Source organism: Amycolatopsis sp. Poz14 (assembly GCF_006704225.1).
In the GTDB taxonomy this organism is placed as follows: Bacteria; Actinomycetota; Actinomycetes; order Mycobacteriales; family Pseudonocardiaceae; genus Amycolatopsis; species Amycolatopsis nivea.
Window position 1 is genome coordinate 794,213 of the sequence record NZ_JACLHD010000001.1, and the last position, 26,178, is coordinate 820,390.

The 26,178-nt window shown below is 68.2% G+C and carries 26 protein-coding genes; 8 read left to right on the forward strand and 18 right to left on the reverse strand.

Annotation, left to right across the window (positions count from 1 at the left end):
* The first annotated feature begins 76 nt into the window (after positions 1-76).
* Positions 77-721: an SCP2 sterol-binding domain-containing protein gene (locus FKO37_RS03990; protein ID WP_037808997.1), complete on the forward strand. Its 645-nt coding sequence runs from the start codon at positions 77-79 to the stop codon at positions 719-721.
* 29 nt (positions 722-750) lie between these two features.
* A complete protein-coding gene (locus FKO37_RS03995; protein WP_205673037.1) occupies positions 751-1,329 on the forward strand; it encodes an alkyl sulfatase C-terminal domain-containing protein in 579 nt (192 codons plus the stop codon).
* Here the strand turns inward: FKO37_RS03995 and FKO37_RS04000 are convergent.
* The 12 genes from FKO37_RS04000 to pdhA form a co-directional block, all read right to left on the reverse strand.
* On the reverse strand, positions 1,326-2,441 hold the full coding sequence (locus FKO37_RS04000) for a DNA cytosine methyltransferase (RefSeq protein ID WP_238603750.1): 1,116 nt from the start codon (positions 2,439-2,441) through the stop codon (positions 1,326-1,328). The two genes, FKO37_RS03995 and FKO37_RS04000, sit on opposite strands and share 4 nt — an antisense overlap.
* 10 nt (positions 2,442-2,451) lie before the next feature.
* Positions 2,452-2,880, reverse strand: coding sequence for a very short patch repair endonuclease (locus FKO37_RS04005; RefSeq protein ID WP_107050910.1), 429 nt, complete (start codon positions 2,878-2,880; stop codon positions 2,452-2,454).
* 13 nt (positions 2,881-2,893) lie between these two features.
* Positions 2,894-3,361 (reverse strand): FxsA family protein, encoded by a 468-nt coding sequence (locus FKO37_RS04010; protein ID WP_037808993.1) that lies wholly within the window; start codon positions 3,359-3,361, stop codon positions 2,894-2,896.
* 54 nt (positions 3,362-3,415) lie between these two features.
* A complete protein-coding gene (locus FKO37_RS04015) occupies positions 3,416-4,327 on the reverse strand; it encodes an SEC-C metal-binding domain-containing protein (protein ID WP_238603751.1) in 912 nt (303 codons plus the stop codon).
* 33 nt (positions 4,328-4,360) lie between these two features.
* On the reverse strand, positions 4,361-4,861 hold the full coding sequence (locus FKO37_RS04020; RefSeq protein ID WP_037808990.1) for a DNA topology modulation protein FlaR: 501 nt from the start codon (positions 4,859-4,861) through the stop codon (positions 4,361-4,363).
* A gap of 11 nt (positions 4,862-4,872) precedes the next feature.
* Positions 4,873-6,060, reverse strand: a complete 1,188-nt coding sequence (locus FKO37_RS04025; protein ID WP_238603752.1) for a hypothetical protein — start codon at positions 6,058-6,060, stop codon at positions 4,873-4,875.
* Positions 6,057-6,662, reverse strand: coding sequence for an ATP-binding cassette domain-containing protein (locus tag FKO37_RS04030; protein WP_238603753.1), 606 nt, complete (start codon positions 6,660-6,662; stop codon positions 6,057-6,059). The genes FKO37_RS04025 and FKO37_RS04030 overlap by 4 nt, the downstream gene beginning before the upstream one ends.
* Before the next feature lie 10 nt (positions 6,663-6,672).
* Complete coding sequence (locus FKO37_RS04035) at positions 6,673-8,607, reverse strand: ABC transporter ATP-binding protein (protein ID WP_308196580.1); 1,935 nt, start codon at positions 8,605-8,607, stop codon at positions 6,673-6,675.
* 20 nt (positions 8,608-8,627) lie between these two features.
* On the reverse strand, positions 8,628-9,200 hold the full coding sequence (locus tag FKO37_RS04040) for a TetR/AcrR family transcriptional regulator (protein ID WP_238608212.1): 573 nt from the start codon (positions 9,198-9,200) through the stop codon (positions 8,628-8,630).
* A 106-nt stretch (positions 9,201-9,306) separates the two neighbouring features.
* Positions 9,307-10,629 carry a dihydrolipoamide acetyltransferase family protein gene (locus tag FKO37_RS04045; RefSeq protein ID WP_238603754.1) on the reverse strand — a complete coding sequence of 441 codons (1,323 nt, stop codon included), beginning with the start codon at positions 10,627-10,629 and terminating at the stop codon, positions 9,307-9,309.
* Between the two features lie 16 nt (positions 10,630-10,645).
* On the reverse strand, positions 10,646-11,638 hold the full coding sequence (locus FKO37_RS04050) for an alpha-ketoacid dehydrogenase subunit beta (protein WP_037808984.1): 993 nt from the start codon (positions 11,636-11,638) through the stop codon (positions 10,646-10,648).
* Positions 11,638-12,843 carry a pyruvate dehydrogenase (acetyl-transferring) E1 component subunit alpha gene (gene pdhA, locus FKO37_RS04055; RefSeq protein WP_037808983.1) on the reverse strand — a complete coding sequence of 402 codons (1,206 nt, stop codon included), beginning with the start codon at positions 12,841-12,843 and terminating at the stop codon, positions 11,638-11,640. Before pdhA ends, FKO37_RS04050 begins: the two co-directional genes overlap by 1 nt.
* Before the next feature lie 360 nt (positions 12,844-13,203).
* On the opposite strand from pdhA, the gene FKO37_RS04060 reads away from it, so the two are divergent.
* Positions 13,204-14,625 (forward strand): M20/M25/M40 family metallo-hydrolase, encoded by a 1,422-nt coding sequence (locus FKO37_RS04060; protein WP_238603755.1) that lies wholly within the window; start codon positions 13,204-13,206, stop codon positions 14,623-14,625.
* A 52-nt stretch (positions 14,626-14,677) separates the two neighbouring features.
* On the opposite strand, the gene FKO37_RS04065 is transcribed toward FKO37_RS04060, so the two are convergent.
* Positions 14,678-15,691, reverse strand: a complete 1,014-nt coding sequence (locus FKO37_RS04065; RefSeq protein ID WP_238603756.1) for an ABC transporter substrate-binding protein — start codon at positions 15,689-15,691, stop codon at positions 14,678-14,680.
* 62 nt (positions 15,692-15,753) lie between these two features.
* On the opposite strand from FKO37_RS04065, the gene FKO37_RS04070 reads away from it, so the two are divergent.
* Complete coding sequence (locus tag FKO37_RS04070) at positions 15,754-16,770, forward strand: iron ABC transporter permease (RefSeq protein ID WP_037809425.1); 1,017 nt, start codon at positions 15,754-15,756, stop codon at positions 16,768-16,770.
* A complete protein-coding gene (locus FKO37_RS04075) occupies positions 16,767-17,747 on the forward strand; it encodes an iron chelate uptake ABC transporter family permease subunit (RefSeq protein WP_238603757.1) in 981 nt (326 codons plus the stop codon). Before FKO37_RS04070 ends, FKO37_RS04075 begins: the two co-directional genes overlap by 4 nt.
* Here the strand turns inward: FKO37_RS04075 and FKO37_RS04080 are convergent, their stop codons facing one another.
* The 3 genes from FKO37_RS04080 to FKO37_RS04090 are packed head-to-tail and all read right to left on the reverse strand — an operon-like array spanning position 17,748 to position 21,211.
* On the reverse strand, positions 17,748-18,590 hold the full coding sequence (locus FKO37_RS04080) for a transglutaminase family protein (protein WP_037808975.1): 843 nt from the start codon (positions 18,588-18,590) through the stop codon (positions 17,748-17,750). It abuts the gene before it with no gap.
* Positions 18,587-19,534, reverse strand: a complete 948-nt coding sequence (locus tag FKO37_RS04085; protein ID WP_009085091.1) for an alpha-E domain-containing protein — start codon at positions 19,532-19,534, stop codon at positions 18,587-18,589. The genes FKO37_RS04080 and FKO37_RS04085 overlap by 4 nt, the downstream gene beginning before the upstream one ends.
* 15 nt (positions 19,535-19,549) lie before the next feature.
* Complete coding sequence (locus FKO37_RS04090; protein WP_037808973.1) at positions 19,550-21,211, reverse strand: circularly permuted type 2 ATP-grasp protein; 1,662 nt, start codon at positions 21,209-21,211, stop codon at positions 19,550-19,552.
* A gap of 166 nt (positions 21,212-21,377) precedes the next feature.
* On the opposite strand from FKO37_RS04090, the gene FKO37_RS04095 reads away from it, so the two are divergent.
* From FKO37_RS04095 to FKO37_RS04105, 3 genes are read left to right on the forward strand one after another with little or no spacing between them, the layout of a single operon-like run.
* A complete protein-coding gene (locus FKO37_RS04095) occupies positions 21,378-22,292 on the forward strand; it encodes an ABC transporter substrate-binding protein (RefSeq protein WP_238603758.1) in 915 nt (304 codons plus the stop codon).
* 23 nt (positions 22,293-22,315) lie between these two features.
* Positions 22,316-23,275, forward strand: a complete 960-nt coding sequence (locus FKO37_RS04100; protein ID WP_037808969.1) for an amino acid ABC transporter permease — start codon at positions 22,316-22,318, stop codon at positions 23,273-23,275.
* On the forward strand, positions 23,272-24,045 hold the full coding sequence (locus tag FKO37_RS04105; RefSeq protein WP_037808968.1) for an amino acid ABC transporter ATP-binding protein: 774 nt from the start codon (positions 23,272-23,274) through the stop codon (positions 24,043-24,045). The genes FKO37_RS04100 and FKO37_RS04105 overlap by 4 nt, the downstream gene beginning before the upstream one ends.
* Positions 24,046-24,171: 126 nt before the next feature.
* On the opposite strand, the gene FKO37_RS04110 is transcribed toward FKO37_RS04105, so the two are convergent.
* Both FKO37_RS04110 and FKO37_RS47095 read right to left on the reverse strand, forming a co-directional pair.
* Positions 24,172-24,921 carry an ESX secretion-associated protein EspG gene (locus FKO37_RS04110; RefSeq protein ID WP_037808967.1) on the reverse strand — a complete coding sequence of 250 codons (750 nt, stop codon included), beginning with the start codon at positions 24,919-24,921 and terminating at the stop codon, positions 24,172-24,174.
* A 27-nt stretch (positions 24,922-24,948) separates the two neighbouring features.
* Positions 24,949-26,178 carry a hypothetical protein gene (locus FKO37_RS47095; RefSeq protein WP_255806946.1) on the reverse strand — a complete coding sequence of 410 codons (1,230 nt, stop codon included), beginning with the start codon at positions 26,176-26,178 and terminating at the stop codon, positions 24,949-24,951.

The following is a 26,178-nucleotide window of genomic DNA, read 5'->3' on the forward strand; positions in this document are numbered from 1 at the left end:
CAGGTCGGCGGCGTTGCTTGCCGCGCTACCTACTCACCGGTAGCCTTACGGCGGAAAGTTCCGGAAGGGGTGGAAGATGGCCGACAACCCGGAGGCGACCAGCTCTGACCTGGCCGGCCTGCGCGGGGTCGCGCTGCTGGACGCGCTGGACCGCACCGAAGCCGTCGACGCGAGCGCGCTCGACGTCAACGCGGTCGCGGACGCCATCGACCCCCGCGAACTGGGCCGCTCCGACATGAACCGGCTGCTGGCGGCGCTGATGCGGCTGTCGGAACAGGTGCCGGCGTTCTCGCTGGACAAGGTCGACCCGACGAAGTTCGCCACGCTGGTCGCGCGGGCGTCGAGGGCGCAACTGGAAGCCGTGGTCGCCGAACGTCCGCTGCGCGAGCGGGTGCTGGACGAGATCTTCGCGCGCATGGGAGCGCACATCCGTGCGAAGTCACTGCGCGCGGTGGTGCACTGGCGGCTGTCCGGCGGCACCGGCGAGGGTGGCTACGACCGCTACGAGACGGTGCTTTCCGACGGAACCTGCACGGTGTCCCGCGAAATGCGCGAGAAAGCCCGCGTGACGATTACGCTTTCGCCCGTGGACTTCTTCCGCATCATCACCCACCAGGCAACGCCCGCGGTGCTGTTCGTGACCGGAAAACTGAAGGTCAAGGGCGACCTGGCCTTCGCAGCCGGGCTGGTCGGCCACTTCGACCTGCCCCGACCGGCCTGAGCCGCTCCGTGTCCCGCTGGCGTTCGCGCATGCGTGCCGCGCACTCACCCGGTGAGCACGCGGTGAACGGTTTCGCCCGCTCTCTCGAGGTGGGCAAACTGACCCCGGAGCAGTTCGTGCAGGTCCTGGAGACGTTGCACATGCTCGGCACCGCCGGAGCCGGCATCGAAATCGCTTCGCTGACCACACAGTCGTTGGTCGACGTCGTCGCGGCGGCTTCGCGGGAGCAGCTCAAAGGCATCGCCGACCACGACGAACTGCGCGCGGTCTTCCTGGACGAGATCTTCCGCCGGATGTCCGAACACTTCCGCCCAGACCGAGCCCGGCACGTGGACGTCGTGGTCTCCTGGCGCTTCCCCGCCGGGGACGATTTCGACCGCTACCAAACAGTCATCGAGGACGGCCTGTGCGTGTCGAGCACCGACCTGGCCCGCACCCCGGACACGACGATCACGGTGGCGGTTGAGGACTTCATCCGCATGGCGACCGGGAACGCGGCGGTGGCGGCGATGTTCGTGACGGGGAAGGTAAAGGTCAAGGGCGAGTACGCGCCGGCGGTGCGGTTGTCGGGGTATTTCGACATCCCCAAGCCGACTGGGGCGGACTAGCCCGCGGCTTCGAGGCTCATTTCCCCACGAGCCAACGGCATCAGGTAATTCTCCGACAACCACCGCACCACCGGCACGCACACCGCGTCCCCGAAGCCGAACAGGGCCTGGTTGTTCCGCAGCCCATCCAGCGCGTACTTCCCCGCCCCCATCAGCCGCGCGTACTCGCGCGGCGTCATCCACCGCACCCGCACCGAGCCGCGGCCAGCTTGTACGACGGCCTGTTTGGACGATCCGCCGCGGGCGGTGCGCAGGCAGCCCGAGATGTCGTCCGGCCGGACTTCCCACACTGGTTTTCCGTTGCGGGTGCGCCGGTAGGCCGTCCGGTACACCAGCTTCCTCCCTGCCTTGAGCTGCGACAATCGCTCCAACTGGAGCGGCGACAGCGACCCGATGAACGCGTCAGCGCGCGGTGCGGTCCACCAGCGCTCGTCATCGGCGGGGAGGCGTTCGACGGCGGCGGACAGCCCGGTGACCAGCAGCGGGGGCGGTGCGGGCAAGGCGGCGCGATGTGTCCGCAACGCCGGGTCTAGCGCGAGCCAAGGCGGGCGGAGCGGCGACGGCGCGGGCGAGTCCGAGGGCGGGTTTTGCGCGCCGACGATGAACAACCTGGGCCGGGACTGCGGGACGAACCGCCGGGCGTCCAGGGTGAGGACATCGGCGGAGTAGCCGAGGCGGTTGAGTTCTCCGATCGCCGCGCGGAGGTCGTCGCCGCCGTGGCTGGTCGCCAGGCCGACCACGTTTTCCAGCGCGACTACCGGCGGACGGTCTTGGCCCAGTTCGTCGAGAATGCGGGTGAATTGCCAGAACGTCGACGAGTGCGAGCCCGCCAGGCCGCGGCGCCAGCCGGCCAGCGAGAGGTCTGTGCAGGGGAACGACGCCCAGGCCAGGCTGAGGCCGGCGGGCAGATCGGCGCCGCGGAGGGCGGCGACATCGCCTAGTACGTACTCGTGTGCGCCCTGGTCGTTGAAGTGTGCCTCGTACATGGCCTGCTTCGCCGGTTCGATGTCGTTGGACCACGCGACGTCGAAGCCGGCCGGTTCGAGGCCTAGGCGCACGAGACCGATGCCGGCGAAGAACTCCGCGGCGGTGGGCTGACCCGGTTGAGGCATGGTGCCAACATTAATGGGGACGGCGTTCCTTCACGGTCTCGATCACCCGCGACGCGGCGACATCGGTCGCCTCGTGTTCCCAGATTCGCACCGACAGCCAGCCCGCTTCGTGCAGCAGTGCGTCGGTATTCGCGTCCCGGCGGCGGTTGGTTTCGATCTTGGTCCGCCAATAATCGGCATTGTTCTTCGGCCACGTGCCGTGTTCCGGGCAGCCGTGCCAGAAGCAGCCGTCCACGAAAACCGCTACTCGCGCGGGGCCGAACACCAGGTCAGCCTCGCGGCGGACGCCTTTCACCGGACGGCGGTGCACTCGGTAGCGGTACCCGGCGGCGTGCAGGATCTTGCGCAACGCCATTTCGATCCCAGTGTTGCGCGACTTCTGTTTGCTCATGCGGGCGCTCACCGCGGAAGTCGTTTCCAGCCGCTCCACGGGAGCCATTGTGGCGCGCGGTTCAGCCCTCGACGATCCGGCCTTCGATCACCGGGTGGTTCTTCGCCTGCCGCGGTTCCTCCGCGACGACCTCGCTGTCCACCACCATCACCGGACCGCGGCGCTGGTTGGCGTACCGGATGGCGCGCTTCTCCGCGCGGCGCAGCCAGAACCGCCGGGCGATCGAGCGGGTGGGCGGCAGCAGGAACAGCAGGCCCAGCACGTCGCTGACGAAGCCGGGGACCATGATCAGCACGCCGCCGAGCGCGACGAGCATCCCGTCGGTCAGCTCTTTCTCCGGATTGCGGCCGGACTGCGCGGTCGCCATGAAGGCGCGCATCGCCTTGCCGCCCTCGCGACGCGCCAGCCACGAACCCACGAACGCGCCCGCGATCAGCAGACCGATCGTGCCGAGCACACCGACGACCGAGCCGACCGCCCAGATGGCGGCGACTTCAGCGATGACGTAGAGCAGGAACACGACAGCCATACCCAGTGAACGAACGAGTGCCGCGATTTGCTCCCGAGGAGGGATAACCGCAGGTCAGATGCTTACGGGACGGCCGCAGCATTTCTTGTACTTCCCGCCCGAGCCGCACCAGCAGCGCTCGTTGCGCGCCGGTGGCCAGTCGATCGCGCCGCCTTCCTCGAAGATCTCGTTCATGCAGGCCAGCCGGGTGTCTTCGGCGGCCGGGTCGCTACCGGTGCGGGTCGCGAACTCCTGGAGCTTCGCGGTGGTCAACGGGACCAGCACGATGCGCGCGATGCCCGACTCGGACAGTTCCCGGTTGGCGGCCTCGCGGTCGGCGATGGCGGTGTCCGCATCGGCGTGCTGGACCAGGTTTGGCCAGGCCTCGTGCGCGCGGGGGATCTCGGCGCGGGGCCAGAACAACACTCGCACTTCCCCTGGCGGCGCTGGCTGGGCGAGAGCAGGGGCATCATCCGAAGGGCTCTGGACTGACTCGTCCTGCTCGTCCGGAGGCAATCCCAGTGCGCGGCGCACCCGTCGGCGAGCAGTCAAGATGTGGTTCGCGTGGGTGAAGAACCCGAACTCCGCGTTCCCGCCGGTCGGCTCCGGCGCGGACAGCCGGGCTGCGGCCAGGTCGAACCAGGTCAGTGCCTGCTGGAGCTCGCCGCGGTGTTCCAGCAGCTCAGCGGCCAGGTAATACGGCACCGGTGAGGACAGTGGCTCGTTCCGCAACTCGTCAAGGCAGGTCTGGGCCTCCTCGGCCCGGTCGAGGTCGAACAGCACCTCGGCGAGTTCGACCCGGGCGTTGCCTCCGTCCTCGCCGCCCGCAGCGACAGCCTGGGTCAGCAATGCGATGGCGCGGTCGTCGTCACCGGCCTGACGCCACGCCTGTGCCGCCTCGAGCAGGATCTCTCCCCGCTCCTCGGGATACTTCTCCAGCTCGGCTTCCAGTTGTGTGGCGGTCTCCGCGGCCGTTCCCGTCTTCATGCGCGGCACTGTATTCCCGGTCCCGCAAGGCGATCACCGCAGGCGCTGTAGGAACGCCGACACCTCGCGCGGCGACCGCAGCAGCACCTGCCGCGCGGTCGGGGCTCCCTCGGCGATCCGCTGCAGCATCAGCGGGCGCCGGGTCGGCCACTTCCAGATCCACTGGACCAGTTCGGCGTCGATCTTCGACACGCATCCGGCGGCCTGCGTCTCTTGGCCCCATTCGCGCAGCTGCCGCCGCACGGCCCGGAACAGGCAGGTGTAGCGGGACGCGTCCAGCAGCACGACGGTGTCGGCGAACGGCAGGCGCAGGTCGAAGGTCTTGCTGTAGTTGCCGTCGATCACCCAGCTGTCCGTGCTGGCGGCTTCGGCGACCGCGGCGCGGAACTCCGCCGGCGGGGCCGGGACCCAGCCGGGTCGCCAGTACAGCCGGTCCAGATGGGTGACCGGAATGTCCAACGCCGCGCCGATCTGCCTGGCCAGCGTGGATTTTCCGGCCCCGGAGCATCCGGTGACCATGATGCGTCTCCCCATGAGCGGGGAGCCTAGGGCCAGACCGGGAGGAAGCTCGCGGCAATTAATCCCAGCACGAGGAGCTCCGGCCCCCGGACCAGCTGCCGTACCAGGCCGGCGGGGATCAGGACTCCCTCGTACAGCACCATGCCCATCGAGCTGAAGTCCAGCGGGCCGCGGGTCACCGAGCGCACGGCGGACAGCGCCGCGATCAGGGCCGCCGCGAGCGCGCCGATCGACGCCGGGATGCCGAGCAGCAGGACGACGCCGGTCCAGAGCAGGGCGAGGACGCAGAGAAAAGCGCAGGTCACGGCGTGCAGGTGCAGGGCGGACGCGGCCAGCCAGCGCCGCAGTCCGGGTACCCGGTGCAGCTGCGCGATCGGGGCGGTGAACGGCAATAAACCCAGGTAGCCGCCGATGCCGATCAGCCAGACCGATGTGACGGCCGGGAAGGTCGCGTGGGTCGCGACGACGGCGAGTGCCAAGAAGGCCGGCAGGCCGAGTGCGGAGCGCCGGGCGAGGACTCCGGTGAGGACGTATCGGGTGACGACGAACCGGCTCGCGAGCGCATTCCGCCACGGAACCGGTCGGCCCGCCGGGAGAAGCGCCCAGACGTCCAGGAAGGCGGCGGATGTCCGGCGCACCATGCGCTCGGTGTAGTGCCGGATCAAGGTGTCTCGAGAAGCCGTGTGCGGCAAGGGAGAGGATCGGAGCAAGGCGATCGCGGCGAGACCGGCGGCGACCACGTAAGTCCACAGTGGAATGACCAGCGGCAGCGCGAGGGTAAGCGGGAGAAGGGATTCGCCGGGAAACGAACGTCGGCGGCCCAGCACCAACGCCAGTGCGGCGACCACGAAGAGCGCGATCGGGCCGACCAGCGAGCTGGGAAAGCCGATGAGCATCCCGGACACCGCGAAGAAATAAGCCGCCACGGCGAACCGGGCGGCCCAGTCCAGTACGAGCCGTCGGGTGAGCACGGCGGGACGCTGGCCGTCGAAATCGTCCCAGGTCAGCGTGGCCGGATGGGCCCAGACGTACCCGCGTCGCAGCGTCGCCCGCCAGGCAAGGGCGAGGCCGGTGCACAGCACGAGCACGCTGCCGAGCGCACCCACCGGAGCACCGCCGATCAGCTGGCTGCGCACCAGTTCGGTGTTGTAGAACGGCGATCCCAGCAGGCCGGCCGCGATGACCAGCGCCAGGACCAGGTCAGGGCGTTTCACAGGTCCACCACGTAGTCCGCGACCTCGTCCGCGAGCGGCGGGTGATGGCTCGCCACCACGACCGCCGCGCCGCGCTGCGTGCTGGTGGTGACCAGGGTGGACAGCCAGGCCCGGCCCTCGGCGTCCAGGGCGCGTTCCGGTTCGTCCAGCAGCAGGACCTCGTGCGGACGCGCGATCGCGGCGTGCAGCAGGAGCCGACGGCGTTGTCCGGCGGAGAGCTCCGACGCGGGCACATCGGGAGCCGGGACCGGGCCTTCGGCCAGTTCGCCGCCGAAGGACTTGCGCAGCAGATCGAGATGCTGGCGCGGGGTGAGTTCGTCGAAGAGCGCCGAATCGTCGAAAAGCACGGAAACCCGGCGACGGAAAGCGGCGGACCGCTCGTCCGGCGGCCCGCCGCAGACGGACACGGAACCGGACGTCGGCGCCTGATTCCCGTAAAGACAGCGCAGCAACGTCGATTTGCCCGCTCCGTTGGCACCGCGGACGACCAGGCATTCGCCGGCGTCGACGGCCAGGTCGAGACCGCTGAACAGCGCTGTCTCGCCCGCGGTGACCCCCAGGTCTTGAGTGGTGATGAGCACGAAACCCCCTCGGCTGATCACCCCAAGATAGTCACTTCAAGTACGCCTCCGCTTGCAGCGTGAACAATTCCGCGTACCCGGCGTCGGCCGCCATCAGCGCTTCGTGCGTGCCGTATTCCGCGACCTTCCCGTGGTCCAGCAGCAGAATGCGCTCGGCTTGGCGGACCGTCGAGAACCGGTGCGAGATGTACAGCGTCGTCCGTCCGCGAGACAACGTGTGCAGCCGGTCGAACAGGTCGTGCTCGGCCTGCGCGTCCAGTGCCGACGTCGGCTCGTCCAGGATCAGGATCGGGGCCTCGCGCTGGAAAGCCCTGGCCAGCGCGATTTTCTGCCATTCCCCGCCGGACAGCGACACGCCCTGGTCGAACCACCGGCCGAGCGGGCTGTCGTACCCGGTCGGCAGCCGGGCGATGCGCTCGTCGGCTCCGGCGCGGCGGGCGGAGTCCTCGATGTGCTCGCGATCGGTGAGCCGGTTCAGGTCGCCGAGGCCGATGTTCTCCGCCGCGGTTCCCTGGTACGTCACGTAATCCTGGAACATCGCGCTGATCTTGGTGCGCAGTTCCGCCGGGTTATACTCGCGGATGTCCACGCCGTCCAGCAGGATCCGGCCCGCGGTCGGGTCGTAGAGCCGGCACAGCAGTTTGAACAGCGTCGATTTGCCCGCGCCGTTGCGGCCCACCACCGCGACGGTTTCGCCGGGACGGATCTCGAAACTCACCCCGTGCAGCGCCGGTTCGTCCGCGCCCGGATAACTGAAGCTCACCGACTCGAACTGGATGTGTCCATCCACAGTGGACGGAAGCGGGCGCGGTTTCGCCGGCGCGGTGATTTCCGGTTTGGTGTCGAGGAATTTGTACAGTGTGTCGAGGTAGAGGTTGTTCTCGTACATCCCGGAAAACGCGGTGAACAACCCGGTCACCGAACTTTGCACGGACGTCGCGGCGGCCGTGTACAACGCCAGATCGCCCAGCGTGAGCCGTCCGCCGACCGCTTCCAGCGCGATGTACAACGCGATCGCCGAGCCGACCAGCGTGCTCAGCAAACCCCACGACGTCGAGCTGACATTCCGTTTCACCGTCAGCTTCCGCTGCCGTTCGTAAGCCACCACACCGAGCTTCCGGAACCGGTCCACGAAGTACGGGCCGAGGCCGAACAGCTTGGTCTCCTTGGCATACGTGTCCGTCGTGACCAAAGAGGACAGATAGTCCATCCGCCGTTTGATCGGCGACATCATGAACGTGAGCCAGAACGCTCGCGAACCGTACTTCGACTGCGAGATGAACGCCGGGATCGGGGCCAGCAAAGCGACCAGCGCGAGCAGCGGGCTGATCGACACCAGCAACGCGATCATGCTGGCGAAGGTGATCAGCGTCCGGATCAGGCCGAGCGCCGAGGTCATCATCGACAACGGCCGCGTCGGCGCTTCCTGCGCGGCCTGGCGCAGCATGTCGTACGACGCCGAACCCTCGAAGTACGCCAGGTGCAGGTCGCTCGCGTGCCGCATGACCTGGTGCCGGATGGTGAGCGTCATCCGTTCCTGCAGCAGGGATTGCGCGATCGTGGTGAGCGAGCTGCTGATCGCGGTCGCCGCCAGCACGCCGAACTGGAACAGCGTGATGCGCACGATGTCCGCGGTCGACCCGCGGTGCTGGATCGCCGCGACCACCGAATCGAGCAGGATTTTCGCGATATACGCGGTGACCGTCGGCAACAGGCCGGAGGCCAGCGTGATCACCGCGAGCACGATCGTCAGCGTCGGGCTGGCCTGCCAGGTCAGCTTCGCGACCTTCGGCAGGCCGCGGACGGTGCCCGCCACCGAGGTACGCATCCGCGAAAGGCGCGCCCGCACGCCTTTCGGTTGTTCCGGCTGCTCCGGTTCCGGGATGTCGACCGGCCCGGTGAGTCCGCTGTCCGGCACGGATTGCGCCATCCTGCGGCGACCGCGGCGGCCGAGGGCCATCTCGATCCCGCCCCCACCGCCGGGGATCACGCCAGCACCGAACCGTGCAGGAAGACGTCGATGACCTCGTCAGTTGTCGGGGAACCGGGCATCGGGCGGGATTGCGTGAACAGCAGCGCCAGGAACAGCGAAGCGGCCTTGTCGACCGGCAGCCGCAGCCGGGCGGCGTCCGGGACGAACAGTTCCCGCACCGCGCGCTGCATCGCTTCGAGCGACTCGCGGCGGCTGTCCCCGGTCACCGACTTGCGGTTGCGCGCCTCCTCCGCCGCCGCGCGCGGCCGTCCCTTCATTGTCGCGGCCATCACCGCGCCCATGCGCTGGAGGTGCGCGTTCATCGCCTCGGCGGCCTCCGCCAGCCGCTTCTCCAGCGGCAGCTCAGCCGGGATCTCCCCGATCATCTCCAGTGCCTCCGCCGGATCGAGCGCGGCTTCCACGCACGCGTCGAACAGTTCGTCCTTGTCCTGGAAAACCCGGAAGATGGTGCCCTCGCCGATCCCGGCGGCGCGGGCGATCTGCGCGGTCGTGACCCCGCGGCCGTGCTCGACGACCAGCGGAAGCACCGCGCGGACGATCATCCGCCGCCGGTCGTCCGGCGCCATCCCGGGCGCTCTTTTTCTTGTCTCCATGCGCTCCACGGTACGGAGTGAGTGCTCACTCCGTCAACGGGATAAAACGAAGGGGCCGTGCGCACACGGCCCCTTCGGCTCAGTACGTGATCGCGACCGCCGGATCGGCGAGCAGCGCACCGACGTCGGCGAGGAACTCCGACCCCTGCTGCCCGTCGACCACCCGGTGGTCGAAGCTCAGCGACAACTGCATCACCTTGCGCACCTTGATCTCGCCGTCGACCACCCACGGGGTGTCGCGGATGGCCCCGACCGCCAGGATCGCCGACTCGCCCGGGTTGATGATGGGCGTGCCGGTGTCGACGCCGAACACGCCGACGTTGGTGATCGTGAACGTGCCGCCCAGCATCGCCGCCGGCGTCGTCTTGCCCTCGCGCGCGACATCGGTCAGCTCGGTGAGCGCGACCGCGAGTTCCTTGAGCGACAAGGAATCCGCGTCCCGGATCTTCGGCACCACGAGACCGCGCGGGGTCGCCGCCGCGATGCCGAGGTGCACGTAGTCCTTGTAGACGATCTCCTGCGCCGCCTCGTCCCACACCGCGTTGACGTCCGGCGTGCGCTTCGCCGCGAGGCACACCGCCTTCGCCGCGAACGCCAGCGGAGTGAGCTTGACGCCGCTGAATTCGCGCGACTTCTTGAGCTTCTCGCGCAGTTCCATCATCGGCGTGACGTCGATGGTGAGGAACTCCGTGACGTGCGGAGCGGTGTACGCGCTCTGCACCATCGCGGCCGCGGTCGCCTTGCGGACCCCCTTGATCGGCACGCGCCGTTCGCGGGTCGCCGGGTCGTAGCCGGAATCCACAGTGGACACCGCGGGAGCGGCGGAACCGTTGGCGGCCCGGTGGACGTCGTCGCGGGTGATCACGCCGCCGTCCGCGCTGCCGGTGAGCGAGTGCAGGTCGACGCCGAGGTCCTTGGCCAGCTTGCGGACCGGCGGTTTGGCCAGCGGGACGTAACCGCCACGCGGGGTTTCGGCCACCGGTGCGGGAGCCGCCGCGACGGCAGCGGGAGCGGGAGCCGGGGTGGCTCCCTTGCGCGCCCGCCGGGTAGTCCCGGCCGCCTTGGAGCCGTAGCCGACCAGCGGCTTCATCTCCTCCTCGGCCGGAGCGGCGGGCTCGGCGGAAGCGGCGGCGGGAGCCGGAGCGGCTTTCCCGTCCGGATCCACGTCCATGGTCAGGATCGGCGTCCCGACCTCCACCGTCTGCCCCGGCTCCACGTGCAGCTCGGTGACCACGCCGGCCCACGGGATCGGCAATTCGACGGCGGCCTTCGCGGTCTCGACCTCGACCACGATCTGGTTGACCGTGACCGTGTCGCCCGGCTTCACGCGCCAGGCGAGGATGTCGGCCTCGGTGAGCCCCTCCGCCGTGTCCGACAAGGGGAATTGTTTGTACTCAGGCATTTCTGCGGGAACCCCCTTACCAGGCGAGCGAACGGTCGACAGCGTGCAGGACCCGGTCGAGGTCGGGGAGGTAATGCTCCTCGAGCTTCGCAGGCGGGTACGGCGTGTCGAATCCGGTCACGCGCAGGACGGGGGACTCAAGGGAGTAGAAGCATTCCTGCTGGACCCGGGCCGCGATCTCCGAGGTCAGCGAGGATTCCGACGGCGCTTCGCTGACCGCGATGAGCCGTCCGGTCTTGCGGACCGATTCGAACACCGGTCCGAGGTCGAGCGGCGAGAGCGTGCGCAGGTCGATGACCTCCAGCGACTTGCCCTCGGACTCAGCGGCCGTAGCGGCTTCGAGCGCCACCTTCACCGACGGGCCGTACGCGACCACCGTGGCGTCCGTGCCCGCGCGCACCACCTGCGACGCGAACACCTTCGACGGCGCCGTCGAGGTGTCGACCTCCATCTTCAACGCGCCCGAGTGGTACAGCTTCTTGGGCTCGAAGAAGAGAATCGGGTCGTCCGAACGGATCGCCTCCTGGATGCCCCAGTAAGCGTCCACCGCGTTCGAAATCGACACCACCTTGAGGCCGGCGATGTGCGAGAACAGCGATTCCGGCGATTCCGAGTGGTGCTCCACCGCGCCGATCCCGCCGCCGAAGGGCACCCGGATCACGACGGGCATCTTGACCTTGCCCTGCGTGCGGTAGTGCAGTTTCGCCAGCTGCGAGGAGATCTGGTCGAAGCCGGGGAAGATGAAGCCTTCGAACTGGATTTCGCACACCGGCCGGAAACCGCGCACGGCGAGGCCGACCGCGGTGCCGATGATGCCCGATTCGGCCAGCGGCGTGTCCAGCACGCGCTGCTCGCCGAAGTCCTTCTGCAGCCCGTCGGTGATCCGGAAGACGCCGCCGAGCTTGCCGACGTCCTCCCCCATGATCAGGACCTTCGGGTCCTCCTCCATCGCGCGCCGGAGACCGAGGTTGAGCGCCTTGCCGATCGTGAGCTTCTGCAAGTCAGTCATCAGTGCTCACCTGCCGCGGCGAAACCGTCGAGATAGGACAGATACTCTTCGCGCTGCGCTTCCAGCACCGGCGAGGGTTCTGCGTACACCTGGGAAAACACCCGGTCCGGCGGCGGTTCCGGCATGTTGAACGTGTAGTCGCGCAGGTCCGCGGCGAACTGGTCCGCCTCGGCCTGGACGCTGTCGAAGAAGGCCTGGTCGGCGTGCCCGTTCCGAGCCAGGAACGCGCGCACGCGCTCGATCGGGTCCTTGAGCTTCCACTCCTCCAGCTCGTCCGAGAGCCGGTAGCGGGTGGGGTCGTCGGTCGTGGTGTGCGCGTCCATCCGGTAGGTGAACGCCTCGATCAGCACCGGACCGTTGCCGTGCCGGCATTCCTCCAGCGCCCACCGGGTGACGGCGAGGCAGGCGAGGACGTCGTTGCCGTCCACGCGGATGCCGGGGAAGCCGTAACCGCGAGCGCGCTGGTACAGCGGCAGCCGCGACTGGCGTTCGGTCGGCTCGGAAATCGCCCACTGGTTGTTCTGGCAGAAGAAGACCAGCGGCGCGTCGTACACCGCGGCCCACACGAAACCTTCGTGGACGTCGCCCTGCGAAGTCGCGCCGTCACCGAAGTAACAGATGGTGGCCTCGCCACCCTCGTCGCCGACCTTGCCCTCGAACTTCTGGCCCATCGCGTAACCAGCCGCGTTGAGCACCTGGTTGCCGATGACGATCGTGTACGGGTGGAACCGGTGGGCCTGGTAGTCCCAGCCGCTGTGGTCAGTGCACCGGAAAATGCCGATCAGGTCGCGCATGTCGACGCCGCGCGTGTACGCGACGCCGTGCTCGCGGTAGCTCGGGAACGCCATGTCCCGCGGCTGCAGCGCGCGGCCGGACCCGACCTGCGCGGCTTCCTGGCCGAGCAGCGGCACCCAGATGCCCAGCTGCCCCTGCCGCTGCATCGCGTTGGCCTCGCGGTCCGCGCGGCGCACCAGCACCATGTCGCGGTAGAGGTTCTTCAGCGTTTCGTCGTCGACGTCCTCGACGTAGCGGTCGAACCGCTCGGACGGGACCCGCTGGCCCTCGGGGGTGAGCAGCTGAGTGAGCTCAGCGCCACCTTCGCTTGTCGCTCGCAAACCGGCGATCACCTGTTCGGGGGAAGGCTGGGCCGCTACGGCGGCCGGCCCGTCTCCAGGTTCCGGGTGCGTCCACTGTTCGGACGGCATGAGCTGTTCTCCTCGGTGTCGGCGCCGCGAGCGGCCGCTTGTGGCGGCCACAGCGACTGCACCGGCGGGGACCGGCTCCTCGGGTCCGAGGCTCCCGGCCACCGTCGGCGTTGACGGTTCGTGGCCACATCCTGGCACGAGAATTGCTCCGATGGAGAGCGGCAGTTGCTGATTTGTTGCTGAGAAAACCTCGCTGAACAGGGGAAACGCTTGGAAGCCCGAGTATGGGAGAGGCGATGGTCGGGCGGCCATCCCGCGTCCTACCTGCCCTCGCGGGCGACGGCGGCTCGGCTAAGCGGACTGAGCACTCGAGACGTTCACTCGTGCCGGTGACGTCGGTCACCGTGGCAAGATGGCGCTGTGGAACAAAAATCCGTACGCGAATCCGTGGTCTCGACGTGGATCAACGACGTCACGCCGAGCCTGTCCGGTCTGGTCGCGATCCCCGCGCTGTCCCCGGCGTTCGACGCGGACTGGGCGTCGACCGGGCATCTCGCCGCCGCCGTCCAGCACGTCAAGACCTACCTCGAGGGGCGTGACCTGCCGGGCGCGCGGATCGAGGTCGTCGAGCTGGAAGGCCGTTCCCCGCTGCTGTTCGTCGACGTGCCGGCCACCCCGGGCGCGACGAACAAGGGCACCGTCCTGATGTACGGCCACTTGGACAAGCAGCCCCCGGTCGGCGGCTGGTCCGAGGGCCTCGACCCGTGGACGCCGGTGATCCGTGACGGACGGCTGTACGGCCGCGGTTCGGTGGACGACGGCTACTCCGGGTACGCGGCCAGTGCCGCGCTGGAAGCAGTGCACGCGGCCGGCGGCGAACACGCGCGCATCGCGCTGCTGCTGGAAACCGGCGAGGAATCCGGCAGCCCGGACCTGCCCGCTTACCTGGAGCACCTGAGCGCGCGGCTCGGCGAAGTCAGCCTCGTCGTGTGCCTCGACGCGGGCGGCATGGACTACGAGCGGTTGTGGCTCACGACGAGCCTGCGCGGCATGGTGCACCTGACGGTCAACGTCCAGCTGCTCGCCACCGCGCAGCACTCCGGCCTGGCCAGCGGCGTCGTCGCCAGCTCGTTCCGCGTGCTGCGGCAGCTGCTGGAGCGCATCGAGAACTCGGAAACCGGCGAGATCAAGCTGTCCGAGCTGAACGTCGAGGTGCCGGCCAGCCGCCGCGCCGAGATCGAGGCGGTCGCGGAGGTGGCCCCGGACGCGCTGCGCACCGCGTTCCCGTTGGTGAGCGGCGGAAAGACGGTGTCCGAGGACGCGCTTGAGCTGCTGCTGAACAACTACTGGCGGCCGACGCTGTCGATCATCGGCGGCGAAGGGCTCCCGCTGCCCGCCGAAGCGGGCAACGTGCTGCGGCAGAGCACCACCCTCACGCTCAGCTTCCGCTTGCCGCCCACGGCGGTCGCGGACGACGCGCTGGCGGCGATCAAGCGGGTGCTGACCACGGATGTTCCGTACGGCGCGAAGGTCACCATCGCCGAGGACCAGCAGGCGGAGAACGGCTGGAACGCGCCGGAGGAAGCCGCGTGGCTCACCGACGCGCTGCGCCGGGTCGACGACGAGGTGTTCGGCCGTCCGCACCGCGCCGCGGGCATGGGCGGGTCGATCCCGTTCATGGGCCTGCTCGGCGAGAAGTATCCGGAGGCGCAGTTCCTGGTCACCGGCGCGTGCGGGGCGGACTCGAACATCCACGTGCCCGACGAGTGGCTCAACCTGGACTACGCCCAGCAGGTCACCGAAGCGGTGGCGCACCTCCTGGACGCGCACGCCCGCAGCTGACGGTTCGCGTGAATGCCTGCGCCGGTTTCGCTCCGGCGCAGGCATTCGCACGTCAGGCGAACTTGGCCAGCGCGTCGGCGACCCGGGTCTGCTCGGGTGCGAACCGCTGGTACGAGAACGGCGTCTCGTTGTTCCACGGGATCAGCTTGCCCGCCTTCACCGCGGGCAGCTGCTGCCAGGTCGGGACGCCGCCGAGGCCGTCCGGGCCGAGCGACAGCGAACCGCCGCGCGAGTCGTACATGATCACGTCGGCTGAGTACTTGCCGACGTTCTCCCAGCTCACCTGCTCGTAGTAGCCGCCCTGGCTCTCGTCGGGCTTCTCCGGCAGGACGAAGTGCATTCCCTTGTCCTGGTAGTGCTTCGAGGTCGCGAACTTCGAAGGGTTGGCCACGTACACCGTGTCCTTCTGCGCGGACAGCAGCACGACCTTCAGCCCGGCCGTCTTCTTGACCGCTTCGGCGAACTTGGCGTCCGCGGCCTCGTACTTCTCCTTCGCCTGCTGGATTTCCGGCGTCGCGACGTTCGCGCCGAGGGCTTTCGCGAGCGCCTCGAACTTCGCGATCCCTTGCGGCATCGCGATGTCCTGCAGTCCGATGCCGACACTCGGCGCGGCCTTGTCCACCTTGTCCGCCAAGGTGTCCGGCACGTACCACATCTGCTGCTTCAGGTACATCACGCTGACCAGCAGTTGCGGGTTCAGCGACACGAACTTGTCGAAGTTGAACTCGTTCCAGACGTTGCCCAGCGAGGTCACCGACGTCAGGTCGACGCCGCCCGCTTGCGGATCGGTCTTGCCGTCCGGCAGCTTCGACGGGCCGAAGATCCCCACCGATTTCACGCCGAAGTCCCAGAGCGCGGCCGCGGCGGTCACCTGTGCGACGATCCGCTGTGGACGTTCGCCGCTGAGCTTGCGGCCGCGGTCGTCGGTGAAGGACCACGTCGCGCCGCCGCCGGCAGCGGGCTGGTCGTCTTTGTACCCGCAGGCGCTCAGCAGGCCGAGGGCGCCCGCGGCGGCGGTGCCGGCGAGAAAACCGCGGCGGGACAGCCGCGCCGGTGAGAGGGTCATCGGAACTCCGGAGGATCGGGTGAGGTACCGCCTGAGGTTAGCCTTGCCTTAGGGTGAACGCCATGGTCCTGCTTGGGGAGCGCGTCACATCCCGGCGCTGGGGCGTCCGCGCGACAGTCCTGGTCGCGGCGCTCGTCGCCCTCGTCGCGGTCGTGGTGCTGTCCATCGCCTTCGGCTCCAACCGGTTGCCGCTCGGCAGCGTCTGGCACGCCTTGTTCTCCTACAGCGGCACGTTCGAGGACGTGGTGATCCGCGACGACCGGCTGCCGCGGACGCTGCTCGGGCTGGCCGTCGGCGTCGGGCTCGGGCTGGCCGGCGCGCTGCTGCAGGCGATCACGCGCAACCCGGTCGCCGACCCCGGCCTGCTCGGCATCAACCACGGCGCGGCGGTCGCGATCGTGCTGGGCGGCGCGGTGTTCTCGGTGTCTTCGCCGCAGCAGCTGGTGTGGTTCGCCTTCTTCGGCGCGCTGGCCGGAACGGTCCTGGTCACGGTGATCGGCGGCTCGGTGAGCCCGCTGCGGCTGGTGCTCGCGGGCGTCGCGGTGCAGGCCGTGTTCGTCGGGATCAACCAGGGCATGCAGATGATCAACACGCACAGCCTCGACCAGATGCGGTACTGGCTCGTCGGCTCGCTGGTGAACCGGAACCTCGACAGCCTCGCCGGGCTGCTGCCGTTCTTCCTGGCCGCCCTGGTGGTCGCGGGAGTGCTCGCCCGGCCGCTCAACGCGGTCGCGCTCGGGGACGACAGCGCACGCGGGCTCGGCGCGAATCCGGTGCTGACCCGCGCGGTCGGCATGATCGCGGTCGGCCTGCTTTCCGCGACCGCGACCGCGGCGTGCGGTCCCATCGCGTTTGTCGGGCTGATGATCCCGCACGTCGTGCGCGCGCTGGTCGGCCAGGACGAACGGTGGGTGCTTCCGTTGTCCGCGCTGCTCGGGCCGGTACTGCTGCTCGGCTGCGACGTGCTCGGCCGGCTGCTCGGCGGCAACGGCGAAATCCAGGTGGGCCTGATGACGGACGTGATCGGCGGCATCGCCTTCGTGATCGTGGCGCGGCGGTTGAAGGCGGTGCGGCGATGAGGACGTGGGTGGTCGTCGGACTGCTGACGCTGGTGGCGGCGGTGCTTCTGGTACTCGCCGTGGGCACCGGCGATTACGAGATGTCGCCGCTCGAAGTGCTGAAGACGCTCGCCGGATCCGGCACGAAGGCGCAGTACCTGGTCGTCACCGGTCGGTTGCCGCGCGCGTTGGTGGCGATCTTCGTCGGCGTCGCGCTCGCGCTGGCCGGCACGGTCTTCCAGACCGTGACCCGGAATCCGCTCGGCAGCCCGGACATCATCGGCTTCACCACCGGCTCGGCGACCGGCGGGATCATGATGATCCTGCTGTTCGGCGCGGGCCCCGGTCTGGTGTCGGTCGGCGCGGTCGCGGGCGGCCTGCTCACCGCGTTGCTGGTCACCGCGCTGTGCGCGCCGCACGGTTTGCTCAGCTCACGGCTGGTGCTGCTGGGCATCGCGGTGAGCGCGGTGCTGGCCGGGGTGAACGGTTACCTGCTGGTGCAAGCGAAACTCGAAGCCGCGGCGCAGGCGGTCGGCTGGCTGACCGGCGATCTCGCCGGTCGTGACTGGAACTACTTCATCCCGCTGTGCCTGGCCGTCGTGGTGCTCGCGCCGTTCATCTTCGTGCACCAGCCCGCGCTGCGAATGCTGGAAATGGGCGACGACGCCGCTGTTGCAGTGGGCGTCGCAGTGCCGCGAGTGCGTGCGGTGGTGCTGCTGGCGGCGGTCGCGTTGGCCGCTTCCGCGACCGCGGCGGCCGGGCCGATCCCGTTCGTCGCCCTTGCCGCGCCGCAACTCGCCCGCCGCCTGACCCGTCGACCGGGACCGAACCTGCTCGCCTCCGCGGCGATGGGCGCGGTGCTGGTGCTGGCGGCGGACTTCGTGGGCCAGCGGGTCCTGGACGCTTCGCTGTTGCCGGTGGGCGTCGTCGCGGCGGCGCTGGGCGGCGGGTATCTGTTGTGGCTGTTGACCGTTTCCCGGCGCCGCCAGACCGCGTGATCAAGCCATCCTGGTCAGTTCCACCGAGACATCCAAAGTGGACTGGCTGGCCCCGGTGAAGATCCCCTTCAACGGAGCCACGTCCGCGTAATCGCGGCCGGTCGCGACCCACACGTGCCGCGGCCCGACCGGGATCGCGTTCGTTGGGTCGTGCGCCCACCAGCCGCCGGTCCACACGTCGACCCAGGCGTGGCTTTCGCCCTCCACCTTCTCGCCGAGCTTGGCCTCCGGCTTGGTGTGCAGGTAGCCCGAGCAGTACCGCGCCGGGATGCCTATCGCGCGCAGCATCACCAGCGAGACGTGCGCGAAGTCCTGGCACACACCCTCGCGCGCCCGCCACGAATCGGTCGCCGTGCTGTGCACGCCGGTGGTGCCGGGCTGGTATTTCAGCTGCTCGTTCACCCAGCCGCAGATCGCGAGCACCGCGTCCGCCGGGTCCAATCCCTTGCGCAGCGCTCGGGCCTGTTTGGACAGTTCCTGGTCGTTCGGGGTGTACGGCGTCGGCGTCAAATACTCCGTGCGCTGATCGCGGACGGTCTCGCTCTGCAGTTCCTTCCACGTCGCCGAACGCACGGGTTCCGCCTCGTCCGCGGTCTCCACGACCGACGTGGCGAGCACGGTGAACTCGGTGTGCGGCGCGTGCAGGTCGAACGAGGTGACGTCGGTGCCCCAGTAATCGGTGTAGCGGTAGGCCCGGGTGGCCGGGGAGGTTTCGATGCGAGTGGCCAACGTGGTCTGCCGCCGGTCGGAGCGCGGGGTGAGCCGAGCTTCGTTGTACGACTGGGTGGCCGGGGTCGCGTACCGATAGCCGGTCCGGTGCGTCACCCGCAATTGCCAGCTCACAGGGACACCTCCGCACCGCTCCACGCCACCCACGGCGACGTGTGGAAGTACTGAATGGACACTGCTTCCCCGACTTCCTTGATCGCTTCCTGCAATCCGCGCAGCCGCCGGGGCAGGTCGTCCAGCAGTGCCGCGGGGTGGAGGAATTCCAGCTCGCTGCGGGCGCGGCCGAGCAGCCGGACGGCCTCGGACTTTTCGTTGCCCCGGGCGTTGATTCCCGGATCGAGCTGGCGTAAACAATCCTCCGCCTGGCGCAGCGCGTGGAATACCGAACGCGGGAACAACGTGTCCCTGAGCAGGAATTGGACCACGCGAGCCGCGTCGAGTGCGCCGCGGTTGGTGCGCAAGTACGTGTCCTGCGCGCCCGCTGAGCGAAGCACGGTCATCCACCCCGGCGACGACGCGCGGTCGGAAACGCGCGAAAGCAGCAGCCGCACCACCATGTCCGCGCGTTCGACCGATCGGCCGAGCACGAGGAACAGCCAGCCGTCGTCGCGGCTCATCGTGGAATCGGCGAGCCCGGCGAACATCGCCGCCCGTTCCTCCACAAAGGACAGAAAGGCGTGCGGTCCGGCGCGGCGGGCGTAACGCTGCCGGTCCGGCACCGCGTTCCAGGTCGCGTTCAGGCATTCCCACAGCTCGGTCGAAACGACCTCCCGCGCGCCGCGGGTGTTCTCTCGCGCGGAGTTGATCGAACCGACAATGGAGGAGGGATTGTCCTTCGCGTAGGCGACCAGTTCGGTCAGCTTCCACACGTCGAGCGCGTCGCCCGCGTCGAACGGGATGCCGAGCACGGCGAGCAGTTGCCGGCTGACGTGGTCCGGATCGACGCTCGCGTCTTCCAGCAGCTGATGCACCGAGACGTTCAGGATGCGGGAGGTGTCGTCGGCGCGTTCGACGTAACGGCCGATCCAGTACAGCGACTCCGCGTTGCGGGCCAGCATCATGTTTTCCCTCCCTCAGCTCTGTTGCTGCTGTTGTTGCTGCTGCGACGTGGACAGTTCCGGGCCCTGTTCCGCGGCGACACCGTCCACAACGGACACGTCGCCGAGCGCGGGACGGTCGAGTTCCTGCTCCGACGTCGAGGACCGCGAAGCGAGCACCCAGGTGTCCTTCGAACCGCCGCCCTGCGACGAGTTCACCACCAGACTGCCCTCGGGCAGCGCGACCCGGGTGAGCCCGCCGGGAAGAACGAAGATTTCCTTGCCGTCGTTGACCGCGAACGGCCGCAGGTCCACGTGCCGCGGCGCGAGCCGGTCGTCCACCTTGGACGGAACGGTCGACAGCTGCACCACCGGCTGCGCGATCCAGCCGCGCCGGTTCGCGCGCACCTTGCGGCGCAACGCGTCCAGCTCCTTTTTGGACGCGTCCGGTCCGAAGACGATGCCGTATCCGCCGGAACCTTCGACCGGTTTGATCACCAATTCGTCGGCGTGCTGCATGACGTGGTCGAACTCGTCGGGCAGCCAGCAGCGGAAAGTGTCCACATTGGGCAGAATGGGTTTCTCGTTCAGGTAGTAGCGCACCATTTCCGGCACGTAGGTGTAGACGAGCTTGTCGTCCCCGACGCCGTTGCCGACCGCGTTCGCCACCACTACGTTGCCCGCGCGGGCCGCGTTGAGGATGCCCGCGACGCCGAGCACCGAATCCGGCCGGTGGTGCACCGGGTCGAGAAATTCGTCGTCGATCCGCCGGTAGATCACGTCGACCTGGCGTTCGCCCTCGGTGGTGCGGAGGTAGACCACGTTGTCGCGGCAGAACATGTCGCGGCCCTCGACGAGCTCCACGCCCATCAGCCGGGCGAGCAGCGAATGCTCGAAGTAGGCCGAGTTGTAGACGCCGGGGGTGAGCACGACGACCATCGGGTCGGCGACGTTCGGCGCGGCCGCCGCTCGCAGTGCGCGAAGCAGGTGTGACGCATAGTCACCGACCGGCCGGACCCGGTGTCGCGCGAACAGGTCCGGGAACACGCGCGCCATCGTGCGCCGGTTCTCCATCACGTAGGACACGCCGGACGGGTTGCGGAGATTGTCCTCCAGGACCCGGAAAGTGCCCTCCTCGTCGCGGACGAGGTCGACGCCGGAGACGTGGATCCGCACGCCGTTGGGCGGTTTGATCCCGTAGGCCTCGCGGTGGAAGTGCTCGCACGAGGTGATCAGCCTGCGCGGCAGGACGCCGTCGCGCAGGATCTGCCGGTCGCCGTAGACGTCGGCGAGGAACGCCTCCAGCGCCCGGACACGCTGGGTCACGCCGCGTTCGAGCCGGGACCATTCGGTCGCCTGGATGACGCGGGGCACGAGGTCGAGCGGAAACGGCCGTTCCTGGCCGGAGAGCGAGAACGTGATCCCCTGGTCCACCATCGCCCGGTCGAGGGCCTGCGAGCGGTTGGTGAGGTCGCTGGCGTCGAGGGCGGCGATCGAGCCGTACAGCGCTCGGTACGGCCCGCGGACCGTGCCGTCGGGCGCGAACATCTCGTCGTACGCGCCGGCGTGCGGCCGCTCCGGGGCGAGGTATCCGTCGAACTGCGCGCCGGGCCGGGCCGCGCGGCGGCCTTTCACCGTTCGCGCACGTCGTCCGGCTGGCGGCAGCCGGGGACCGGGGTTGCTGTTCATGGGAGACATCCTGACTTACCGCGCCGGACGGCCGTGACACCCGTCTTCCGGCAAGTCCTGTGCGAAACTTCCCCGTGACGCAGCAGTGCTGTGCATACCCGCTTCCGGGTGGCAATATGCCAGCTCTCAGCCCTTGAGAACTACGAGGAGTGACGAAGTGGCCCGAGGACAGCAAATGAAGGCGCTCGCCCTTCTCCCCGCTTTCGCGCTGGTCGGCATGACGATGGCGTGCGGCGCGGGCGGCAACGGAGCCGGCGGCACCGACGCCGGCGCCAGCCAGGCTCCCGGCGGCGACGCGGCGCCGGCCGCGCAGAAGGACGCGGCGCTGGCCGGGATGGTGCCCGCCGACATCAAGGCCGACGGCAAGATCGTGATCGGGCAGGACCAGACCTACCCGCCGAACGAATTCGTCGAGAACGGCAAGGCGACCGGCTTCGACGTCGACCTCGCCACCGCGGTCGGCCAGGTGCTCGGCGTGCAGACGGAGTTCCAGAACTCGGCGTTCGACGGCATCATTCCCGGTATTTCGGCGAAGAAGTACGAAATGGGCATCTCGTCGTTCACGATCAACGCCGAGCGGATGCAGACCGTCGACATGATCTCGTACTACAGCGCCGGCACCTCGCTCGCGGTGCTCAAGGGCAATCCGGACAAGCTGTCGGTGGACGACCTGTGCGGTAAGAATGTGGCCGTGCAGAAGGGCACCACGCAGGTCGACGATCTCGGCAAGCGCAACACCGCGTGCACCAAGGCGGGCAAGCAGCCGATCAACATCACCCAGTTCCAGGCGCAGACCGACGTGAACCTGGCGCTGACCGCGAAGCGCGTGCAGGCCGAGCTGGCCGACTCGCCGGTGATCGACTACGCGGTGAAGCAGACCGGCGGCCAGCTCGAGTCCGCGGGCGCGCCGTACGACACCGCGCCGTACGGGATCGTGCTGCCGAAGGGCAGCGGCGAGTTCGGCAAGGCGATCCAGGGCGCCGTGCAGAAGCTGATCGACAGCGGAATCTACAAGAAGATCCTCGACAAGTGGGGCTTGTCGGGTTCCGGTGCCATCACCAAGTCGGAGATCAACCCGTCCGCTTCCTGACGAAACTGAGGACTTAGTTACTCGTGTCCACTCCCCCCGGCCCCGCCGATTCCTGGCAGGAGGTCGACACCACCCCGATCAAGGCGGTCCCGGTCCGGCATTACGGACGCTGGATCGCCGGCGTGATCATCGTGTTCGTCGCGTTCATCGTGATCCGCAGTGTTGTCACGAATTCCGCGTTGCAGTGGCCGGTCGTCGGCGAGTACCTCTTCGACGGCCGGATTATCAATGGCCTGCGGAACACGTTGCTGCTCACGGTGCTCTCGATGCTCATCGGCATTGTCGGCGGCGTACTGCTCGCGGTGATGCGACTGTCGCCGAACCTGCTGATGTCGGGCGCGGCGTCGATTTACATCTGGTTGTTCCGCGGCACGCCGTTGATCGCTCAGCTGGTGATCTGGAACTTCCTGGCGCTGGCGTACCCGAAGATCGGACTCGGCATTCCGTTCGGGCCGACCTTCATCAGCTGGGACACGAACACCCTGATCAACCAGTTCGTCGCCTCGTTGCTGGGCCTCGGCCTGAACGAGGCGGCGTACATGGCGGAAATCGTCCGCGGCGGCCTCCAGTCCGTCGACAGCGGTCAGCTGGAAGCGTCGTCCGCACTGGGCATGAGCCGGGGCAAGACCTTGCGCCGGATCATCCTGCCGCAGGCGATGCGGGTGATCATCCCGCCCACCGGCAACGAGACCATCTCGATGTTGAAGACCACGTCGCTGGTCGTCGTCATCGGATACTTCGAGCTGTTCGTGTCGGCGCAGACGATTTATTCGCAGAACTACAAGACAGTCCCGCTGCTGATCGTCGCGGCGACGTGGTATTTGTTCATGACGTCGGTGCTGACGATCGTGCAGCTTTACATCGAGCGGTATTTCGCCCGCGGCACTTCACGGGCGACCGCACAGCGGAACAAGTGGGGGTCGCGAATGCTGGGCTTCCGCTTCGGCAGCGGCGGCAGCGGAAGCGGAGGTAGCGTCCAGTGACTCCCGTCGTTTCCGCGCAAAAGGTGTGCAAGAGCTTCGGCTCCCTGGACGTGCTCAAGGGCATCGACCTGGAAGTGCACGACCGAGAGGTGCTCTGCCTGATCGGCCCGTCCGGTTCCGGCAAGTCCACCCTGCTCCGCTGCATCAACCACCTGGAGAAAATCGACGCGGGCAGACTGTATGTCGACGGAGTGCTAGTCGGCTACCGCGAACGCGGCGGCCGGTTGCACGAGCTGCGTGACAAGGAAATCGCGGCGCAGCGCAAGAACATCGGCATGGTTTTCCAGCGGTTTAATCTGTTCCCGCACATGACAGCGCTGGAAAACGTCATGGAGGCCCCGGTCCAGGTCCGCCGGGAACCGAAGGCGCAGGTCCGGGAGCGGGCCTTGGAACTGCTGGACCGAGTCGGCCTGGCAGACAAGGCCCGTTCCTACCCCGGCCAGCTTTCGGGCGGCCAGCAGCAACGGGTCGCCATCGCACGCGCGCTGGCGATGCAACCGAAGCTGATGCTCTTCGACGAGCCAACGTCCGCTTTGGACCCAGAACTGGTGGGCGACGTCCTAGGCGTCATGCGCCAACTTGCGAAGGACGGCATGACGATGGTCGTGGTGACCCACGAAATGCAGTTCGCCCGCGAGGTAGCCGACAAGGTCTTCTTCATGGACGGTGGGGTTGTCGTGGAGTCCGGTTCTCCGGATGAGGTGATCGGGGATCCGAAGCATGAACGGACGAAGTCGTTCTTGGCTCGGGTGTTGAATCCGAACGCTTGAGGCTTGTGGAGGCCGCCCGGAGATTATCCGGGCGGCCTTTTTTATGAGCGGTGTGTGGACTTCAGGTGGCGGATTTCCGGTGTCCGTCCGGGCAACGTAGAGAAGCTGTTAGCGGTGACGGGCAGCTCACCGTCCAGAACGCAGCTCATTCTCCAACTGCTGCACCTTCTTAGCCATCTCCTGCGGCCCAGCCCCGGCCAAGCTGATCCATCCGGATTTGTCCACCCCGAACAGGATCCGCCCCTCTTCCATATCCGCCCACCCCGGCGGATTCTCGTTGCGCCGCCGCTTCCCGCGACTGTCCCGGACCGCGACGTACAGCCGCCCAAAGTACGTATGCGGCTTATCTAGCCACTGCAATACCTGCTTGGCGTCCCGAACACTCGGACTCGTCCGCCCAGACGGCTGGCTGCCGCTCTTGACCAGGTTGAGGTCCTCGTCGGAACAGTTAAGCGAGAGAACCCGCGCAGCCGGAGCCTCCGGCAGCAGCGCGATGAACTCCCGAACCAACGTATCCGCCGAACACGGCGCGATATACAACTTCTGGTTCACCGCAACAACAGTCGCCGCGTCCCGACCGCTCGCGGCGGCGCGCACCGTCCGCTCGCCACGCTCCGATTTCACCCACGAGTAGTACTCGACACCCGGCCGCTGCAGCAGATGCATCGTCTCGACGAACTCGTCGCTGAGCCGTCCACGCTGCATCAGACCGACATTGTGCAGCTCGCGGTCAGTGTCAGCAGCCAGTTGCCGCCTTTCCTCCGGCGAGTACCACAGAGCGCCGCGGACCAGCGTCGGGTGGATGTCGCCGAGGTTCAGGCGTTCCAGCAGCACTTCGAAGGTTTGCAGGCTCAGCTCAACGGGCTTGCGCAGCACCGACTTTCCCTCCCCCTTGCCATTCCGCTAAGCCCCGATCACCGGCGGCGTAGGCCGATTGCCGTCGTAACCCCCGAAAATCGAATCCGGGTCTTCTTCGGCCAGCAGGATCTTGCGCTGGTGTTCCTCGTCCTCGGGGCCTTTGCCGCCCTTGCCGCCGCCACCCATGCCGCCCATCCCGGGCTGCCCTTTCGCTCCGGCCGCGCCAGCACCGCCCGCACCCGGCCGAGCTGCCCCTGCACCCTCGCCGAGCGCCCCCGCACCGGTACCGCCTCCGACACCCCGCGGTCCGGCGCTGCTACCCGCGCCACCGGAACCGGACCCACCGGGCCCGAAGCCACCACTGCCACTCCCGCCAGCGGTCGGCCCGAAGCCACCGCCGAACCCGCTGACCGGACCGAAACCGCCGTTCAACCCGCCAGTCCCAGGATTCCCACCGCCCGGCAGCGAGGACGGCGGCTGCCAGGTGGGAGGCGTGGACGGAGGCGGCGTGGGATCAGCCCAAGCCGCCCTGGTGCTGTCATTCGGTGGTGTCGTAACGGGCGGAGTCACGACCCCGCTATGCCCGGGCGGCGGAGGCGCCTGCATGCCAGCCGCGCCGGGAGGAGCGGAGTAGGTGCTGGGGCCGCTGCTGTAGCCACCGCCGTAGTTGTGCGACGAACCACCACCGGACGAATGATGACCGATCCCGGAGCCGATCCGCCCGGTCGCGGTTCCAGGCGTCGAGGGATCCGGAGTGATGCCGGTCGCCGACACATTGGGATCATGCGCGGCCGGATAATCCGGAGCCAACGTGCTCTTGCGTGGCTGCGTGCTCTGGTAATAAGGCTCGTACAGTTCGACGTTGAACTTGGTGTCCGAATCGAACTGCGCCGCAGCCTTCTCGTCGTCGCTGGCACCGATCGAGACATAGTCAGACAGCTTCTGGTCGTCCGGCCGATCCTTGGCGACCTGCCGGGCATTTTGCTTGACGTACCTGAACGCGTCGGACTGTTCCTGCATGGAGCGGTGCGCCCGGTCCATGTTTTCCGCGGCGATCTGCGAACTCTGGATCAACGGCGTCAGCCCGGCGGCACCGGTCTCCGCGGCCTGTCCCTTCCAGAACGCGTTGAGCTTCGCCTGGCTCTCGGTCAGAGTCCGGACGACGTTTTCGTGGATGGTCTTGAGCCCGCTGGACGCGTCACGAGCACCGTCCAGAGTCGAAGTGTCGCCCGGTTCATGAGTCTTGGTGTAAATTTCCCATCCGCTGTAGGTCAT

Excerpts from the sequence above, each read along its gene's own strand:
- FKO37_RS04095 (WP_238603758.1), top strand. The coding sequence starts at position 21,378 with ATGAAGGCGCTCGCCCTTCTCCCCGCTTTCGCGCTGGTCGGCATGACG.
- FKO37_RS03995 (WP_205673037.1), top strand. The coding sequence starts at position 751 with ATGCGTGCCGCGCACTCACCCGGTGAGCACGCGGTGAACGGTTTCGCC.
- FKO37_RS04085 (WP_009085091.1), bottom strand. The coding sequence starts at position 19,534 with ATGCTGGCCCGCAACGCGGAGTCGCTGTACTGGATCGGCCGTTACGTC.
- FKO37_RS04050 (WP_037808984.1), bottom strand. The coding sequence starts at position 11,638 with ATGACTGACTTGCAGAAGCTCACGATCGGCAAGGCGCTCAACCTCGGT.
- FKO37_RS04005 (WP_107050910.1), bottom strand. The coding sequence starts at position 2,880 with ATGGCTCCCGTGGAGCGGCTGGAAACGACTTCCGCGGTGAGCGCCCGC.
- pdhA (WP_037808983.1), bottom strand. The coding sequence starts at position 12,843 with ATGCCGTCCGAACAGTGGACGCACCCGGAACCTGGAGACGGGCCGGCC.
- FKO37_RS04090 (WP_037808973.1), bottom strand. The coding sequence starts at position 21,211 with ATGTCTCCCATGAACAGCAACCCCGGTCCCCGGCTGCCGCCAGCCGGA.
- FKO37_RS03990 (WP_037808997.1), top strand. The coding sequence starts at position 77 with ATGGCCGACAACCCGGAGGCGACCAGCTCTGACCTGGCCGGCCTGCGC.
- FKO37_RS04040 (WP_238608212.1), bottom strand. The coding sequence starts at position 9,200 with ATGGCGCCGGACGACCGGCGGCGGATGATCGTCCGCGCGGTGCTTCCG.
- FKO37_RS04015 (WP_238603751.1), bottom strand. The coding sequence starts at position 4,327 with ATGAAGACGGGAACGGCCGCGGAGACCGCCACACAACTGGAAGCCGAG.
- FKO37_RS47095 (WP_255806946.1), bottom strand. The coding sequence starts at position 26,178 with ATGACCTACAGCGGATGGGAAATTTACACCAAGACTCATGAACCGGGC.
- FKO37_RS04010 (WP_037808993.1), bottom strand. The coding sequence starts at position 3,361 with ATGGCTGTCGTGTTCCTGCTCTACGTCATCGCTGAAGTCGCCGCCATC.
- FKO37_RS04020 (WP_037808990.1), bottom strand. The coding sequence starts at position 4,861 with ATGGGGAGACGCATCATGGTCACCGGATGCTCCGGGGCCGGAAAATCC.
- FKO37_RS04075 (WP_238603757.1), top strand. The coding sequence starts at position 16,767 with ATGAGGACGTGGGTGGTCGTCGGACTGCTGACGCTGGTGGCGGCGGTG.
- FKO37_RS04065 (WP_238603756.1), bottom strand. The coding sequence starts at position 15,691 with ATGACCCTCTCACCGGCGCGGCTGTCCCGCCGCGGTTTTCTCGCCGGC.
- FKO37_RS04045 (WP_238603754.1), bottom strand. The coding sequence starts at position 10,629 with ATGCCTGAGTACAAACAATTCCCCTTGTCGGACACGGCGGAGGGGCTC.
- FKO37_RS04000 (WP_238603750.1), bottom strand. The coding sequence starts at position 2,441 with ATGCCTCAACCGGGTCAGCCCACCGCCGCGGAGTTCTTCGCCGGCATC.
- FKO37_RS04070 (WP_037809425.1), top strand. The coding sequence starts at position 15,754 with ATGGTCCTGCTTGGGGAGCGCGTCACATCCCGGCGCTGGGGCGTCCGC.